Raw genomic sequence first — 14,864 nt, 5'->3', positions numbered from 1 at the left:
TCCACCCCCGAGTGTAGACGCAAAAGAAGCATGGTGACAATCGCTTTGTGCGATGCGGCAAGCCCTTTCCTTTGATTGCATTTCCTGCAGGCAATGACGGCTTCGTGAAATCTGCGCGGGGGAAATTCTTGCTGTTTGACTCCGGCGCAAAGCTTTGACAGTTTCGCCTCATATACACGTTCATTTTATGAGGAGGCTTCCATGAGCAGTTCATCCATCGTCGTCGCCAGCGCGGCTCGTACCGCCGTCGGCTCCTTCAACGGCGCGTTTGCGACCGTTCCCGCTCATGAGCTTGGCGCAGCCGCCATCAAGGGCGTGCTGGAGCGCGCCGGCGTCGATGCCAAGGAAGTCGACGAGGTGATCCTCGGCCAGGTGCTGCAGGCAGGCGAAGGGCAGAATCCCGCCCGTCAGGCCGCGATGAAGGCCGGTATTCCGCAGGAAGCGACCGCCTGGGCTGTCAACCAGCTTTGCGGCTCTGGCCTGCGCGCCGTAGCACTCGGCATGCAGCAGATCGCGTCGGGAGACGCAAGGATCATCGTCGCTGGCGGCCAGGAATCCATGTCGATGGCCCCGCATGCCGCCCACCTTCGCGCTGGCACCAAGATGGGCGACATGAAAATGGTCGACACCATGATCAAGGACGGCCTGATGGATGCCTTCCATGGCTATCACATGGGCATCACGGCCGAAAATGTCGCGCGCCAGTGGCAGCTCTCGCGTGAGGACCAGGACCAGTTTGCCGTTTCCTCGCAGAACAAGGCCGAGGCCGCGCAGAAGGCCGGGCGTTTCAAGGATGAGATCGTTCCCTTCACCATTCAGTCGCGCAAGGGCGATGTCATCGTCGATGCCGACGAATATATCCGTCACGGTGCGACGCTGGACGGCATGGTCAAGCTCCGGCCGGCCTTCGACAAGGAAGGCACCGTGACTGCCGGTAACGCGTCTGGCCTGAACGATGGCGCCGCCGCGGCGCTGCTGATGACTGAAGCCGAAGCCTCGCGCCGCGGCATCCAGCCGCTCGCCCGTATCGCCTCCTGGGCGACCGCCGGCGTCGATCCGCAGATCATGGGTACCGGCCCGATCCCGGCGTCCCGCAAGGCATTGGAAAAGGCAGGCTGGTCGGTAAGCGATCTCGATCTCGTCGAGGCCAATGAAGCCTTCGCCGCTCAGGCATGCGCCGTCAACAAGGACCTCGGCTGGGATACGTCGATCGTCAACGTCAATGGCGGTGCGATCGCCATCGGCCATCCGATCGGCGCTTCCGGCGCGCGTATCCTCAACACGCTCCTGTTCGAAATGAAGCGCCGCGGCGCCCGCAAGGGTCTGGCGACGCTGTGCATCGGCGGCGGCATGGGCGTTGCCATGTGCGTCGAGGCGCTCTGACGCGTCTTGAGCAGGGTTTTCCAGAAGAAGTGATGAAGGCGGAGCGGGCGACCTGACGATCGGTCGTCCCGCCTCCGTAGCAACAAAGGGGAGTGGCACATGAGCAGAGTGGCATTGGTAACCGGGGGTACGCGCGGCATCGGAGCGGCCATTTCGATGGCGTTTCGCAATGCGGGCTACAAAGTGGCGGCGACTTATGCCGGCAATGAGGAAAAGGCGCGCGCTTTCCATGAGGTCACCGGCATCGCCGTCTACAAGTGGGACGTGACCGACTACGAGGCTTGCGGCAAGGGTATCGCCAAGGTGGAGCATGATCTCGGCCATGTCGACGTCCTGGTCAACAATGCCGGCATTACCCGCGACGCCATGTTCCACAAGATGACGCCGCAGCAATGGCACGAGGTCATCAACACCAATCTCACCGGCCTGTTCAACATGACGCATCATGTCTGGCAGGGCATGCGCGACCGCAGCTTCGGCCGTGTCGTCAACATCTCTTCGATCAACGGTCAGAAGGGGCAGATGGGGCAGGCAAACTATTCCGCCGCCAAGGCCGGAGACCTCGGTTTCACCAAGGCGCTTGCACAGGAAGGGGCTGCCAAGAACATCACGGTCAACGCCATTTGCCCCGGCTATATCGGTACGGAAATGGTGCTGGCGGTGCCGGAAAAGGTGCTGAACGAGCGGATTATTCCGCAAATTCCGGTCGGACGCCTCGGCGAGCCGGAGGAAATCGCCCGCATCGCGGTCTTCCTGGCCGGCGACGATGCCGGTTTCATCACGGGGTCGACAATATCGGCCAATGGCGGGCAGTTTTTCGCCTGAGCCAACCGTCCTATTGATGTTGGGGATTGCCGGGTCAGCCCGGCAATCATCCGTGGCGTGAACCGACCGACTGCCGTTGTCGTGGCTTGAATTCCAGGATGACGGCTTCCACTCTTATTCGCCGCTTTTGCCTGAAGCGCGATCTTGCCGCGTAGGCGAGCGCGTAAAAGCTAGTCCCGACGAGCACGAGGGCCGCAATGCTTGCGATGATTGCGGCCAAGATGCCGTTCCTTTCTCAAAACACTGCTTTCTTCCCGCAGCCTTTGGCTGCGAGAAGACTGTTGTCTCTCCGAAATTATCGTTCGGCGTGCAGGACCTGAGGGCCATGACCGACCGCTAGGTCGATCGGTCATGAGACATCGGTGTTAGCGGCAACGAGCCTCATAGCGATTGCCGTAGCGGTCGCGATAGATGCAGTAGCCGCGACGATCTTCCGAGCGACCGATGAGGTTGCCGACCAGGCCGCCGGCGACTGCGCCGACTGCTGCGCCACCCCAGCTGTGCGTGGCAACGCCGCCGATCAGAGCACCGGTACCGGCGCCGATTGCGGTGCCTTTTTCGGTGGATGTGCAAGACGCCAGCGCGCCGACGAGGGCAATCGCGACGATGATCTTCTTCATGATGTTAGCTCCCTGGTGTTGTGAGGTTTTCAGTAATCATCTGCGGATCAGATCCGCCCCATCAATAGCAGAATGAGGACAATGACGAGAACAAGCCCGAGACCGCCCGACGGACCGTAGCCCCAAGACCGGCTGTAACCCCAGCTCGGAAACGCGCCGACCAGCAGCAGAATCAGTATCACGAGTAATACCGTACCAAGCATTATGTGTCTCCTCCATGTCCGTCGCCGGATTATCCCCCGGCAGCGTCGCAGCGTCCGGATATATGCTCCAGCGACTCCGCCTTAATCTGTTCGATGCGAACGAGCGGAGTTCGTTGTATTTCTGATCGTAGAAACTTGTTTCGCCGAAAATTGTTCCGGCTAAGAAATAAAAATACGAGAAGCTGATCTTTTGATGACCGGCGAAATGTTAACGCCAGAGCGCAATACGGCTGACATATCGATGATCGGGATCCATTCGTATGGTTAAAATTTCTTTAAAATACAATAGGTTGCGGTGAACGAAACGGGAAAGAACCGATGTCGGCGATTCGTCAGCGATTCGTTCCGCCTTTGGACCTTGGTTAATTTTCGCGGCCACAAGGCATGGCGGGAAGCCCTTCCGAGCGGCGGCCATGCTGTTGGCGTATCGCGGTGGAGTGGTGTTTCGTTGGCTCAATTCGTTAATGCAGAAGAGCTGACGGGACTTTTTGCTGTCCTGTGCGGCTCTCCATATCGAGATGCGCCGACGGTCGAACACCATATGTAGCCGTGAACAAATGAAATACATGCATGAATCGTCGATTCGTCGCCGATTCGTTCCGGCTTTGATCGAGGTGTTAATGAATACACCCTTTGATTGTTTTTATCGATCGAACCCGTTTGAACCCGGCGAATGCTCGCTGCAATCCCAGATTCGGGCTCGATTCACCGCCTCAACTCCTCCGAGTCCGAAGTATTTTTAGCCCTGAATCGCTATATGTTGTGAAGAACGAAGGAGGAATCGGTTGAAACCAGCGATTCCTCTCTCATTCGTTGAGGCTTTGCCCCATTTCCAAAGTGCCGTTGGTTGCCTTCAAAAAAGCGAAATCTTTACAAATAATTAACCATAAAATTACCGGGCGTGACGCCTGCTGCGGATTCACTGCTTGACTCTCTTTCGCGTGGGAAAGGCAGGAAAAATGCGATTCAGTATCTGGTGGGATTCTTTGATTCCAAATCCATATGTAGTAGAGAACATACAGAGAACCGATGAGAGTCAGCGATTCGTCGCCGATTCGTTCTCAGGCTGTTCCGGAATCGCTTGGACTCGTATGGGATGTAGGGGTAATGAAGCTTTTGGTTGAAATGGCAAATCGCAAAAGCGACCGTTGGCGATGCTGTTTTTTCATTCAGGTCTTGCCTTTGTCACATATGGTCGTCATCTCTTCCTTCTTCCCGGAGAAGCTTGCTGATCGGAAGACGGTGGTTTCTCGCTTATGCACGGACCTATGACTCACATCTCGCAGCCAATGATCCTGAGCGGACGCGGCGTAACCGCTGTGCTCGGACCAACCAATACCGGCAAGACCCATTATGCCATCGAGCGTATGGTGGCGCACGGCAGCGGCGTTATCGGCCTGCCGCTGCGGCTGCTCGCGCGCGAGGTCTATACGCGCGTCGTCGAAAAGGTCGGGGCGCAGCATGTGGCGCTTGTCACGGGCGAGGAAAAGATTTCGCCGCCCAATGCCCGTTTTTCGGTCTGCACCGTCGAGGCGATGCCGCGTGAGACGCGCGCCTCCTTCGTCGCCATCGATGAAGTGCAATTGGCCGGCGATCTCGAGCGCGGCCATATTTTCACCGACCGGATCCTGCATCTGCGCGGCCGGGACGAGACGCTGCTGCTTGGCGCCGGCACGATGCGGCCTATCCTCGAGCAACTTCTGCCTGGGATTACCGTTCTCGAGCGGCCGAGGCTTTCGCATCTCTTCTATGCCGGTCAGAAGAAAATCACGCGCCTGCCGCAGCGCACGGCGATCGTCGCCTTTTCGGCCGACGAGGTCTATGCGATTGCCGAGCTCATCCGCCGCCAGCGCGGCGGAGCCGCCGTCGTTCTCGGTGCGTTGAGCCCGCGCACGCGCAATGCACAGGTCGCGCTCTATCAGGCTGGCGATGTCGAATATCTGGTCGCGACCGATGCCATCGGCATGGGCCTCAATCTCGATGTCGATCATGTCGCCTTTGCCCAGGACCGCAAATTCGACGGCTATCAGTTCCGCAATCTCAATCCGGGAGAGCTTGGCCAGATTGCCGGCCGCGCCGGCCGTCACCTCAAGGACGGCACCTTCGGCGTGACGGGCCAGGTGGATCCGTTCGACGACGAGCTGGTGCGGCGGATCGAAGGCCATGAGTTCGACACGGTCAAGGTGTTGCAGTGGCGCACCAAGAGCTTTGATTTCTCCTCGATCGCCGCGCTTCGCACCAGTCTTGAAGACGCGCCACGCGTGCAGGGCTTGACGCGGGCGCTGCCTGCGGTAGACCAGCAGGCGTTGGAATATCTGTCACGCGATCTGGAGATTGTCGATCTTGCCAACAACCCGGCTCGGGTTGAAAAATTATGGGAAGCCTGTGCGCTTCCAGACTATCGGCGCATTACGCCTGCCCAGCATGCCGATCTCATTGCCACCCTCTTTTCCGATCTTGTGCGCTATGGCACGGTGAAAGAGGACTTCCTTGCCGAACAGGTGCACCGCGCCGATCGGACTGATGGTGAGATCGACACGCTTTCGGCGCGAATCGCGCAGATAAGGACTTGGACCTATGTGTCGAATCGGCCCGGCTGGCTTGCCGATCCGACACACTGGCAAGAAAAGACGCGGGAAATCGAGGATCGATTGTCCGATGCGTTACATGAACGGTTGACGAAACGCTTTGTTGATCGCAGGACATCTGTGCTCATGAAGCGCCTGAGAGAGAATGCAATGCTGGAAGCTGAAATCAGTGTGAATGGGGATGTCTTCGTTGAGGGGCATCATGTGGGACAGTTGACCGGATTCCGGTTCACGCCTATCTCGGGAACCGAGGGGCCGGACGGCAAGGCTGTCCAGGCAGCCTCGCTGAAGGCGCTTGCGCTGGAGTTTGAGGCACGTGCTGCGCGCATGCATGCAGCCGGCAATAGCGATCTTGCGATCAGTGCCGATGGTATGGTGCGCTGGCTCGGCGATCCCGTGGCGCGTCTGTCGGGCAGCGATCACATCATGCGGCCGCGCGTCATCCTGCTTGCCGACGAGCAGTTGTCGGGCAATGCGCGCGATCATGTCGCGGCTCGCATCGAGCGCTTCGTCAATCATCATATCAGCACCATCCTGAAGCCGCTCGACGATCTGTCGCGCGCCGAGGATCTGCAGGGTCTTGCCAAGGGTCTGGCGTTCCAGCTGGTCGAAAATCTGGGCGTTCTGTTCCGCCGCGACGTCACCGAAGAGGTGAAGTCGCTGGATCAGGATGCGCGCGCCTCGATGCGCCGCTACGGCATTCGCTTCGGCGCCTATCATATTTTCGTCCCCGCGCTTTTGAAGCCGGCTCCGGCCGAACTCATCAGCCTGCTCTGGGCATTGAAGAATGATGGCCTCGACAAGCCCGGCTACGGCGATCTCATTCCCGTGCTGGCCGCCGGACGCACGTCCGTTGTCACCGATCCGAGCTATGAGCGCACGTTCTACAAGCTCGCCGGCTTCCGCTTCCTCGGCAAGCGCGCCGTGCGTATCGATATTCTTGAGCGACTGGCGGACCTCATCCGTCCGCTGCTGCAGTGGAAGCCCGGCCAGGCCTCGCGCCCTGAAGGTGCCTATGACGGCCGCCGCTTCACCACGACAACGGCAATGCTCTCCATCCTCGGCGCCACGCTGGAAGACATGGAAGAGATCCTCAAGGGTCTCGGCTATCGTGCCGATGCCGTGAAGGCTGAAGAAGCCGTTGCCCATCTTGCGCAGCAGGATGCATTAGCGGCACCGGCAGCGCCGGCTGCGGATGCCACCGCGGAAAAGGCCGATCACGACGACGCAGACTCCGCTGCCGGCGAAGAACCGGCCAAGGAAACCGAAGCCGTCGCGCAGGAGGCCGCTCCGGTTGCCGCTGTCTCGGCCGAGCCGGTTACCGAGGCAACTGCCGAGGCTGGCGAAACGGAAGCTGTTGCAGCCGAAGCCGTCGAAGCTGTGGAGCCGAAGCCGGTTCTGCTCTGGCGTCTTGGCGGTCGCAGCGATCAGCAGCAGCGCCAAGGCGGCCGTGGCCACGGCGATCGCCGCGGACAGCAGGGCGAAGGCCGTGCCCAGAATGGCAATCGTCGCAATGGCGAGCAGCAGCAGGCAAGCGGCGAGGGCAATCGCGAAGGTCGTCGTGACGGGCGCGATGCCCGTGGCGCCGGCGACAAGGGACCGCGCGGCAATAATCGCGAAGGTGGCCGTCCGCAGAATCAAGGCGGCCGTGGCGAACGCAACGACCGGCAGGAACGTGGCGACCGCAATGACCGCAACAATCGGAACGACCGGAACAATCGCGGCGCGCCGCAGCCGCTGCGTTTCGAGGCCAAGCCGCCACGCAAGGAAAAGCCGATCGATCCGGATTCTCCTTTCGCAAAGCTGGCTGCTCTCAAGGAGCAGATGAAGAAGTAGGCCATGAAGGACGAGAAGCAGCCATTTTCCGGTTCGCGCCAGCGCATCGACAAATGGCTCTTCTTTGCCCGCATGGTGAAATCCCGCTCGCTGGCGCAAGTCTATGTGCAGAACGGCAGCGTGCGGGTAAACGGCGAACGGGTCTCGCAGCCGAGCCACGGCATCAAGGTCGGGGACCGGATAGAGCTTTCTCTCGAGCGGCGCGATGTGATCCTCGTCGTGCGCTCCCCCGGCGAGCGCAGGGGGCCTTTCGAAGAAGCCAAGCTGCTTTACGAGGATTTGACCCCGCCGCCGGATGAGACAAAACGCCTCACCGCCTTCGAGCAGGCGTTGCGGGCGCCGGGCAGCGGCAGGCCGACGAAACGTGACCGGCGTGCAATCGATCGGCTGACCTCGGACGAGGATTAGAAAACTCTGCCCGTCGCGGGCGGTTTTCCAGATTGTTTGTCCTTGAAATTGGCGGACAAAGTCGATACCTCACGGTCAACCTGCCGGTAACCAAGCTGGACGGCGCGTTTGCGCATGGCGCATTCGTCTGTTCGTTCGGCACCGTGGAAGGGTGCGACGTTCCAGGTTGCGCAGCCGCGGAAGCTAGAGACATTCCTGGAGTGCTTCATGACATATGTCGTGACCGACAATTGCATCCGTTGCAAATATACCGATTGCGTGGAAGTCTGCCCCGTTGATTGCTTCTATGAGGGCGAGAATTTCCTCGTCATTCATCCTGACGAATGCATCGATTGCGGCGTCTGCGAACCCGAATGTCCTGCCGAGGCCATCAAGCCCGATACGGAGCCGGGTCTCGACAAGTGGCTGAAGCTCAATGCCGAATATGCATCCATCTGGCCGAATATCACCGTCAAGCGGGATCCGCTGCCGGAAGCCAAGGAAATGGATGGCGAACAGGGTAAACTCGAGAAGTATTTCTCGACAAATCCCGGCGCTGGCGATTGATCGACGGCCGTGACAGGCCACCTGGAAAGGTGTAGTCGATATCGCACGGAGCGAATCGTTATCGTGGGGCCGCCGAGCGGTCAACGGGGCCTCATTGGCGCGCGTGAAGCAAATTATTGATTTCCTCAGATTTTTGTGATAGGTTCCTCATACTGATCCACAGCGGCATTTCGCGTGCCTAAAACCATCACGAAAGCAAATCACCAATCCGTACGCGGTTTCCTTGACATATCAACGTTTTGTGTTGTCGGGGCTGAAATCGCGATGGGTGGGTTTCTTTTTGCATAAGTCTGGCTGGACCAGGATGACGCTACCCCGACGGTGCTTCCGTCTCATCCGGGCCTGACTGACCCGGCCCCCGGCCCAACCGGGCGCGTAACAGGGAGTTTTTGAAAAGAATGACGACCCAGCAGAAAAAACCTTCAGCAGCACGGCACGGCTTCAAGACTGGTGAAGCGATCGTTTATCCGGCCCATGGCGTCGGAACGATCACCGCGATCGAAGAGCAAGAAGTCGCAGGCATGAAGCTCGAGCTGTTCGTGATCGATTTCGAGAAAGACAAGATGCGTTTGAAGGTGCCGGTGGCCAAGGCCATGAGCATCGGCATGCGCAAGCTTTCCGAGACCGATTTCGTCGAGCGTGCGTTGAAGGTCGTGCAGGGCAAAGCCCGCGTGAAGCGTACCATGTGGTCGCGTCGCGCTCAGGAATATGATGCCAAGATCAATTCCGGTGACCTGATCTCCATCGCCGAAGTGGTTCGCGATCTCTATCGCGCCGAGAACCAGCCGGAACAGTCCTATTCCGAACGCCAGCTCTATGAAGCTGCGCTCGATCGCATGGCGCGCGAAATTGCCGCCGTCAACAAGATGTCGGAAACCGAAGCCGTTCGTCTCGTCGAGACCAACCTCAACAAGGGTCCGAAGCGCGGCAAGGCCATCGAGGAAGACGATTCCCAGGACGAAGCCGCATAAGGCAAACGGCACATACAGCCTCCAAAAACCCGGCCTTCGCGCCGGGTTTTTTTCTTTGGAACCTTTTTGCTTCTGCCGCGTTTTAAGCTCGTGTTGGCGGTCGGTGTGGGTTCTCTCCTGCAGGAGAGGTGTCTGGGCGGGCCGTTTTATTGCCATTCACGAGGACCGGCCTATGCGTTTTCATTCGAAGCCCCCCGGTGATCTGAAGATGCTTCAATCATCTGATCAGCCTGATGAGATCGAACTAGACTAGTCATCGATTATCCGGCGAGCCGGAGAATCGGTCTCCAATTTTGCATTTCATTCATTGATTTTCATCCGAGCAGCGATGTTCGGAAACGATGCCTGCTGCCCCTTTTTGTCGACCGCGGCTTAAAGACGATCTGGGGCCGAACCTAGGAGATGCGTATGACGAATATGTCTGCAGATCGGCGCATGATCAAACTCGCCATGGCTGCACCTTATCTCGATCGCGATGAAGAACATGATCTCGCCATTCGGTGGAAGGATCACGACGATCGCGGCGCCCGCAACAAAATCGCGACCGCTCATATGCGCCTTGTCATTTCGATGGCCGGCAAGTTTCGCAATTTCGGACTGCCGATGAGCGACCTCGTGCAGGAAGGTTATGTGGGCCTGCTGGAGGCCGCTGCCCGCTTCGAGCCGGAGAGGGAAGTGCGCTTCTCGACCTATGCCAGCTGGTGGATTCGCGCTTCGATCCAGGATTACATCCTGCGCAACTGGTCGATCGTGAGGGGTGGCACGAGTTCAGCGCAGAAGGCGCTGTTCTTCAATCTGCGCCGCCTGCGCGCGAAGCTCGCCCGCAGCAATTCCAGCGTGACCGTTCAATCCATCCATGAGGAAATCGCCGTGACGCTCGGCGTCAGCCTTGCCGACGTGCAGACCATGGATGCGCGTCTTTCCGGCAGCGACACCTCGTTGCAGGCACCGTCGATTTCAGGCGATTCCGAAAGCGCCGAACGCATCGATTTCCTCATCAGCAGTGAGCCGCTTCCGGACGAACAGGTTTCGGACATGATCGATGGCGAACGCCGCCGCATCTGGCTCGCATCGGCGCTGAAACATCTCAACGAACGCGAAATGAAGATCATCCGCGCGCGCCGTCTCGTCGAAGACGGGGCGACGCTGGAGGAACTTGGCGCCGATCTCGGCATTTCCAAGGAGCGCGTGCGTCAGATTGAAAGCCGGGCGATGGACAAGCTGCGCAGCGCGCTGGTCGATGCCGATCCGCGTATGGCAAGCTATGCCTGAGAGAGACCTTCTCCCGACCGGGAGAAGGTGATCCGGCCCCTATCTATTCCGCGATAATCTTGACCTTGTCACCCGGTGCGATGCTTGCCCCGGTGGGCAAGGCATTGATCAGCTTGAACAGGTCGAGCTTGCGGTCGGTGCCCATCATGCGGGCTGCGAGCGTGGTGATGGTGTCGCCGGGCTTGACGATGACGACGCGAACGCGCAGCGGCTTCAGCGAAGCGGCCTCATCCGGCGTCATATGGCGGAAGCTTGCCCGCAACACATTGGCCGTCTGATCGAGCTGGGCAATATTTCCCTTCGGAACCGCCGTCAGGAAGCGGAAGATCTGTGTGCGGTCGCGGATCACGGTGACATCGAAATCCCAGCGATCGGCGGAAGCGCGCGCAGTCGCAGCCGGCATGCCATTGACGGTGATCGATTTGATCGACGATGGATCAAGGCCTGTCACCCAGCCGCTGGAAATATAGTTCGTCAGGTTCTGGTTCTGGGTGTCTGCCACACCGTCGAAGCGGACGGCAATGTCGCCAGGGCCAGTCGCCATGACGGCCTCAACCTTGTTGTCGATCCGAAAATCCGGGGGTACGTCGAAACGTATACCAAGGCCGCCGTGCAGGAAGGTCTGACCGCGCACATAGCCTTCCTCCGGGCTGTCGCCATAGAGCAGGCCGTCGATGCCGTTCAGGTAGTAGTCGCGGCCGGTGTCGCCGACCTTGCCTTCCTCGCCGAATTCGCGCGCATGGGCCTTGGCAAGGTCGATGCGCTGCGGGGTGCTCGGATGGCTCGACAGGAAGTCCAGGCTCTGGTCGACATCGGAATTGGCCGTCATGAAGCGGCTGTAGTCTTCCATGGCATTCAGGAAGCGGGCTGCCGCATAGGGGTCGTAGCCGGCCTGGCCGAGGGTGCGGATGCCGATCTCGTCTGCCTGCAGCTCCTGCTGACGCGAGAAGGCGGCAAGGCGTAGCTTGCCACGGGCGAGCGCCTGCTTGCCGGCGATATCGCTCGACAGCACTTCGGCGACGACGCGGCTGGCAATGACCTCGGCTTCCTCGCGTTTCTGCCGCTCGATGCCGTGATTGGCTGTCACGTGCGCCATCTCGTGCGCCAGGACGGCTGCGACTTCCGAGGCGTCATTGGCAAGCGCCAGCAGGCCGCGCGTCACATAGAGATAGCCGCCCGGCAGCGCGAAGGCGTTGATCGACGGCGAATTGAGAATGGTGATGCGATAGGACTGCTGCGGGTTTTCCGAAACGCTGGTGAGCGCGCCGGCGATACGGGCCACGAGACGTTCGGTCTTGGCGTCCTTGTATTCGCCGCCGTAGCTTGCAAGAATTCTTGGGTGCTCGCGAGCGCCCATCTGAGCGCGCGGGTCGTTCTTCTGCACCTCGGAGACGATCTGTGGATTGGCCGAGGGCGAGACGCTCGGCTGATACGACTGATCCATCACGGTCTGACAGCTGTTGAGTACCGCCGCGGCGACAAGGAGCGGTGCCAGGCGGCGCAAACGGGCTGCGACGGTCACGCTGATCCTTCGTTCTGCTCGCTCGTTCTGCTTCAGTACCTGTGTCTCGCTCATTTCGCTGCCATGCCGGCTCGGCGCCAAATCCGGTTGATCGTTACCGGGGCGATTATCATCGCGCGCCGATAAAGGTTGCTTTCACCCCATCAATCCGCATTCATCCGGACGGTCTCCACCCCTTGCTGTAGCCGATTTTGGCACCGGTTGCATAGCGAGACTCCGTTTAAATGTGGCAGCGTTGTATTTTAGCAAGCATTTCCCAGGAGTTTCAGCCGTTCGGCACGACGAAATTAAGGCAAAGCGGGCAGCAAGATGCTGCGTCGCACTCAGTGTTGTAAAAATGTGGCCAGTGCGGGAATGCCGGCCGTTTGCAGAAAGGCTTCGATCGGAGCGGAGAGTGCGATTTTGCCGCCGTCAATGAAGACGGCATGGTCAGCAAGGCGTCTGACTTCCGCCGGATCATGCGAGACAATGAGGACCGTGTTGCCCGTTTCCCGGTGAAGGGTTTTCAGCAATTCGACCATTCCGGAGCGCAGGCCGGGATCGAGCGCTGCAAAGGGCTCGTCCAGCAGCAGGATCGGCTTGTCGCGCACCAGCGCTCTTGCGAAGGCAGCGCGCTGCCGTTCTCCGCCGGACAGCGTGCCCGGCTTTCTCTTCTCGAAACCGGGGAGCCCGACACGCGCCAGCGCCTCGGAGACCCTCTGCCGGTCTTGTGCCGAGAGCCTCAGGGAAGGGCTGATGCCAAGGCCGACATTGGTGAAGAGGTCGAGATGGGCGAAGAGATTGTTGTCCTGGAAGACAAGCGACACAGGCCGCTCTGCGGGATGCTTGCCGGTGACGTCCTGCCCGGCAAGCAGGACGCGGCCGCGATCGGGCTGTTCGAAGCCGGCCAGCAGATTGAGGAAGGTCGACTTGCCCGAGCCGGAGGGACCGGCGACGGCGATGATCCTGCCTTGCGGCAACGCGCAATCGAACTGGAAATCATGCGTGCCGAGGCGCAGTTCGACGCCGGTCATGGTGATGCTGCGTTCGATCATGTTGCCGCCGTCAGTCATTGTGCCTGCTTTCGCCGTCGCGGCTGCCCTGGCCCGCCGTGCCGGCGATGGTGAGGAGAAGGCATACCACCCCGAGGATCAGGGCGTATCCATCGGCATCGTTGGTGCGGTAGCTTCCGAGCTTGCTGTAGACGAGCCAGGGCAGGGTCATCAGGCTGCTGGAGCCGAAAAGAGCGACGGCGCCGAGATCGCCGAGCGACAGGGCCATGGCGAAGGAGAGCGCGGTGAAGAGCGGCTTGCGAAGGCCCGGCCAATCGATCAGGCGAAGGCGGGAGATACCATGAAGGCCGAGGCTTGCCGCCAGCCGTTCGGTGCGGCGGCGGTGGATGACATAGGCCGGCTCCAGCACGCGAATGACGAAGGGTAGCGCCATCAGCGCGTTGATGACGATGATGAGGGCGGCGGCGAAGCGGCTGGGGTCGCCGAATGGTCTGAGCGCCAGGAACCAGCCGGTTGCCAGCACGATCGGCGGGACAAGCAGGATGAGGGAAGAGCTTGCGCTCAACGCGATCGACAAGCCGCGCAGGCCGAGGTTCTTGCTGCGCTCCGCTGATATCACTGATCGGGCGCGAATGACCGCAAAGGAAATCAGGACGGCCAGAAGACCGGCGGCGAGTGCGATGAGGAGGCTTGTTATCGCCGCCTGCAGAAAGATCGGCTGGCCGGCGAGCTTCAGAAGGTTTGCCTCCAGGCCCGTCACGACGACGGAGGCGAGAGGCAGGCCGAGAAAGAGTGCCGCAGCCAACAGCAGAGCGGCATCGACCCAGCGAGCCGTCGGCGCTTGACCATCGATGCGCCGCAGGGCGCGGCCGCTCGTCAGTCCATGATCGTCAGGCGCGCGAAATAGTGTCATCGCACCTAAAACAATGAGGGTGATGGCGATCTGCAGCAGTGACAGCATCACGGCGCGGCCGGGATCGAAATCAAAGCGCAGGGCCTGGTAGATCGCCACTTCGAGTGTCGTTGCCGCGGGGCCACCGCCGAGGATCAGCACCAGCGTGAAGCTGGTGGCGCAGAGCATGAAGATCAGGCCGGCGATGCCGGGGATGAGACCGCGCAGGACCGGCCATTCGATGAAGCGGAAGATCGATGCCGGCCGCATGCCGAGCCCACCACCCACGAGCCAGTATTCCGCCGGAACGCGCTCCAGCCCGGCCAGCATTAGCCGGCAGGCGAGCGGCATATTGAAGAAGACATGTGCCAGCAGAATGCCGGCAAGGCCGTAGATGCTGACAGGCTGCGACAGGCCGAGGGCTGACAGCGTCTGATTGAGCAATCCTTGGCGTCCCCATATGCCGAGCAGGCCGAGTGCACCGATCAGGACGGGCAGGCCCATAGGCACGGCCATCAGCCGGATCAGCCACAGCCGGCCCGGAAAGCGCGGTTGGCGCGCCAGGGCGCGGGCGACGGGGATGGCAAGGAGAATGGAGAGCAACGTCGACAAGGCCGCTTGCAGCAGGGTGAAGCGAAGCACCCGCAGCAGATAGGGATCGGTAAGCGTGGTGTCGCCGCCGGACTCGATGCCGGCGGCAAGAAGGATGACGACGGCGATCGCGACGAAAATGGCGATGCCGGCGAGGCTGAATGCCCCGCCGGAAATGGCGCGTTTTCTTTCGGATGCGGTCAGCATGGGTGAGA

General features: G+C 60.3%; 12 protein-coding genes. 7 read left to right on the top strand and 5 right to left on the bottom strand.

The features are described 5' to 3' along the window. Window positions 1-201 precede the first annotated feature (201 nt). Window positions 202-1,383 (top strand): acetyl-CoA C-acetyltransferase, encoded by a 1,182-nt coding sequence (locus BSK43_RS02940; protein WP_077470503.1) that lies wholly within the window; start codon window positions 202-204, stop codon window positions 1,381-1,383. A gap of 99 nt (window positions 1,384-1,482) precedes the next feature. Beyond that, window positions 1,483-2,208 (top strand): acetoacetyl-CoA reductase, encoded by a 726-nt coding sequence (gene phbB / locus BSK43_RS02935; RefSeq protein WP_077470504.1) that lies wholly within the window; start codon window positions 1,483-1,485, stop codon window positions 2,206-2,208. Between the two features lie 365 nt (window positions 2,209-2,573). On the opposite strand, the gene BSK43_RS02930 is transcribed toward phbB, so the two are convergent. Together BSK43_RS02930 and BSK43_RS02925 are read right to left on the bottom strand one after the other, a co-directional pair. Next, window positions 2,574-2,828 (bottom strand): YMGG-like glycine zipper-containing protein, encoded by a 255-nt coding sequence (locus BSK43_RS02930; protein WP_068389871.1) that lies wholly within the window; start codon window positions 2,826-2,828, stop codon window positions 2,574-2,576. Between the two features lie 47 nt (window positions 2,829-2,875). Next, on the bottom strand, window positions 2,876-3,031 hold the full coding sequence (locus BSK43_RS02925; protein ID WP_068389874.1) for a DUF3309 family protein: 156 nt from the start codon (window positions 3,029-3,031) through the stop codon (window positions 2,876-2,878). A gap of 1,268 nt (window positions 3,032-4,299) precedes the next feature. Here BSK43_RS02925 and BSK43_RS02920 point away from each other — a divergent pair. The 5 genes from BSK43_RS02920 to BSK43_RS02900 all read left to right on the top strand — a co-directional run bounded on the left by BSK43_RS02920 (window position 4,300) and on the right by BSK43_RS02900 (window position 10,652). After that, complete coding sequence (locus BSK43_RS02920) at window positions 4,300-7,455, top strand: helicase-related protein (protein ID WP_136686694.1); 3,156 nt, start codon at window positions 4,300-4,302, stop codon at window positions 7,453-7,455. A gap of 3 nt (window positions 7,456-7,458) precedes the next feature. Then, window positions 7,459-7,863 (top strand): RNA-binding S4 domain-containing protein, encoded by a 405-nt coding sequence (locus BSK43_RS02915; RefSeq protein ID WP_077470506.1) that lies wholly within the window; start codon window positions 7,459-7,461, stop codon window positions 7,861-7,863. 207 nt (window positions 7,864-8,070) lie between these two features. Then, a complete protein-coding gene (gene fdxA, locus BSK43_RS02910) occupies window positions 8,071-8,409 on the top strand; it encodes a ferredoxin FdxA (RefSeq protein WP_068389883.1) in 339 nt (112 codons plus the stop codon). A gap of 398 nt (window positions 8,410-8,807) precedes the next feature. Continuing rightward, window positions 8,808-9,380, top strand: coding sequence for a CarD family transcriptional regulator (locus BSK43_RS02905; RefSeq protein ID WP_068389886.1), 573 nt, complete (start codon window positions 8,808-8,810; stop codon window positions 9,378-9,380). A 408-nt stretch (window positions 9,381-9,788) separates the two neighbouring features. Then, window positions 9,789-10,652: an RNA polymerase factor sigma-32 gene (locus BSK43_RS02900; protein ID WP_068389889.1), complete on the top strand. Its 864-nt coding sequence runs from the start codon at window positions 9,789-9,791 to the stop codon at window positions 10,650-10,652. A 43-nt stretch (window positions 10,653-10,695) separates the two neighbouring features. Here BSK43_RS02900 and BSK43_RS02895 read toward each other — a convergent pair whose 3' ends face one another. The 3 genes from BSK43_RS02895 to thiP all read right to left on the bottom strand — a co-directional run bounded on the left by BSK43_RS02895 (window position 10,696) and on the right by thiP (window position 14,856). Next, entirely contained in the window at window positions 10,696-12,096 is a 1,401-nt protein-coding gene (locus BSK43_RS02895) for a M48 family metalloprotease (protein WP_077470530.1), read from the bottom strand. Between the two features lie 401 nt (window positions 12,097-12,497). Next, window positions 12,498-13,226 (bottom strand): ATP-binding cassette domain-containing protein, encoded by a 729-nt coding sequence (locus tag BSK43_RS02890; protein ID WP_077470507.1) that lies wholly within the window; start codon window positions 13,224-13,226, stop codon window positions 12,498-12,500. After that, window positions 13,219-14,856, bottom strand: a complete 1,638-nt coding sequence (gene thiP / locus BSK43_RS02885; RefSeq protein ID WP_077470508.1) for a thiamine/thiamine pyrophosphate ABC transporter permease ThiP — start codon at window positions 14,854-14,856, stop codon at window positions 13,219-13,221. Before thiP ends, BSK43_RS02890 begins: the two co-directional genes overlap by 8 nt. Window positions 14,857-14,864 lie beyond the last annotated feature (8 nt).

The sequence above is a fragment of the Rhizobium sp. P44RR-XXIV genome (genome assembly GCF_001999485.2).
In the GTDB taxonomy this organism is placed as follows: Bacteria; Pseudomonadota; Alphaproteobacteria; order Rhizobiales; family Rhizobiaceae; genus Rhizobium.
The sequence above is the reverse complement of the archived record's forward strand: the minus strand, read 5'-3'. Positions and strand labels throughout refer to the sequence as shown.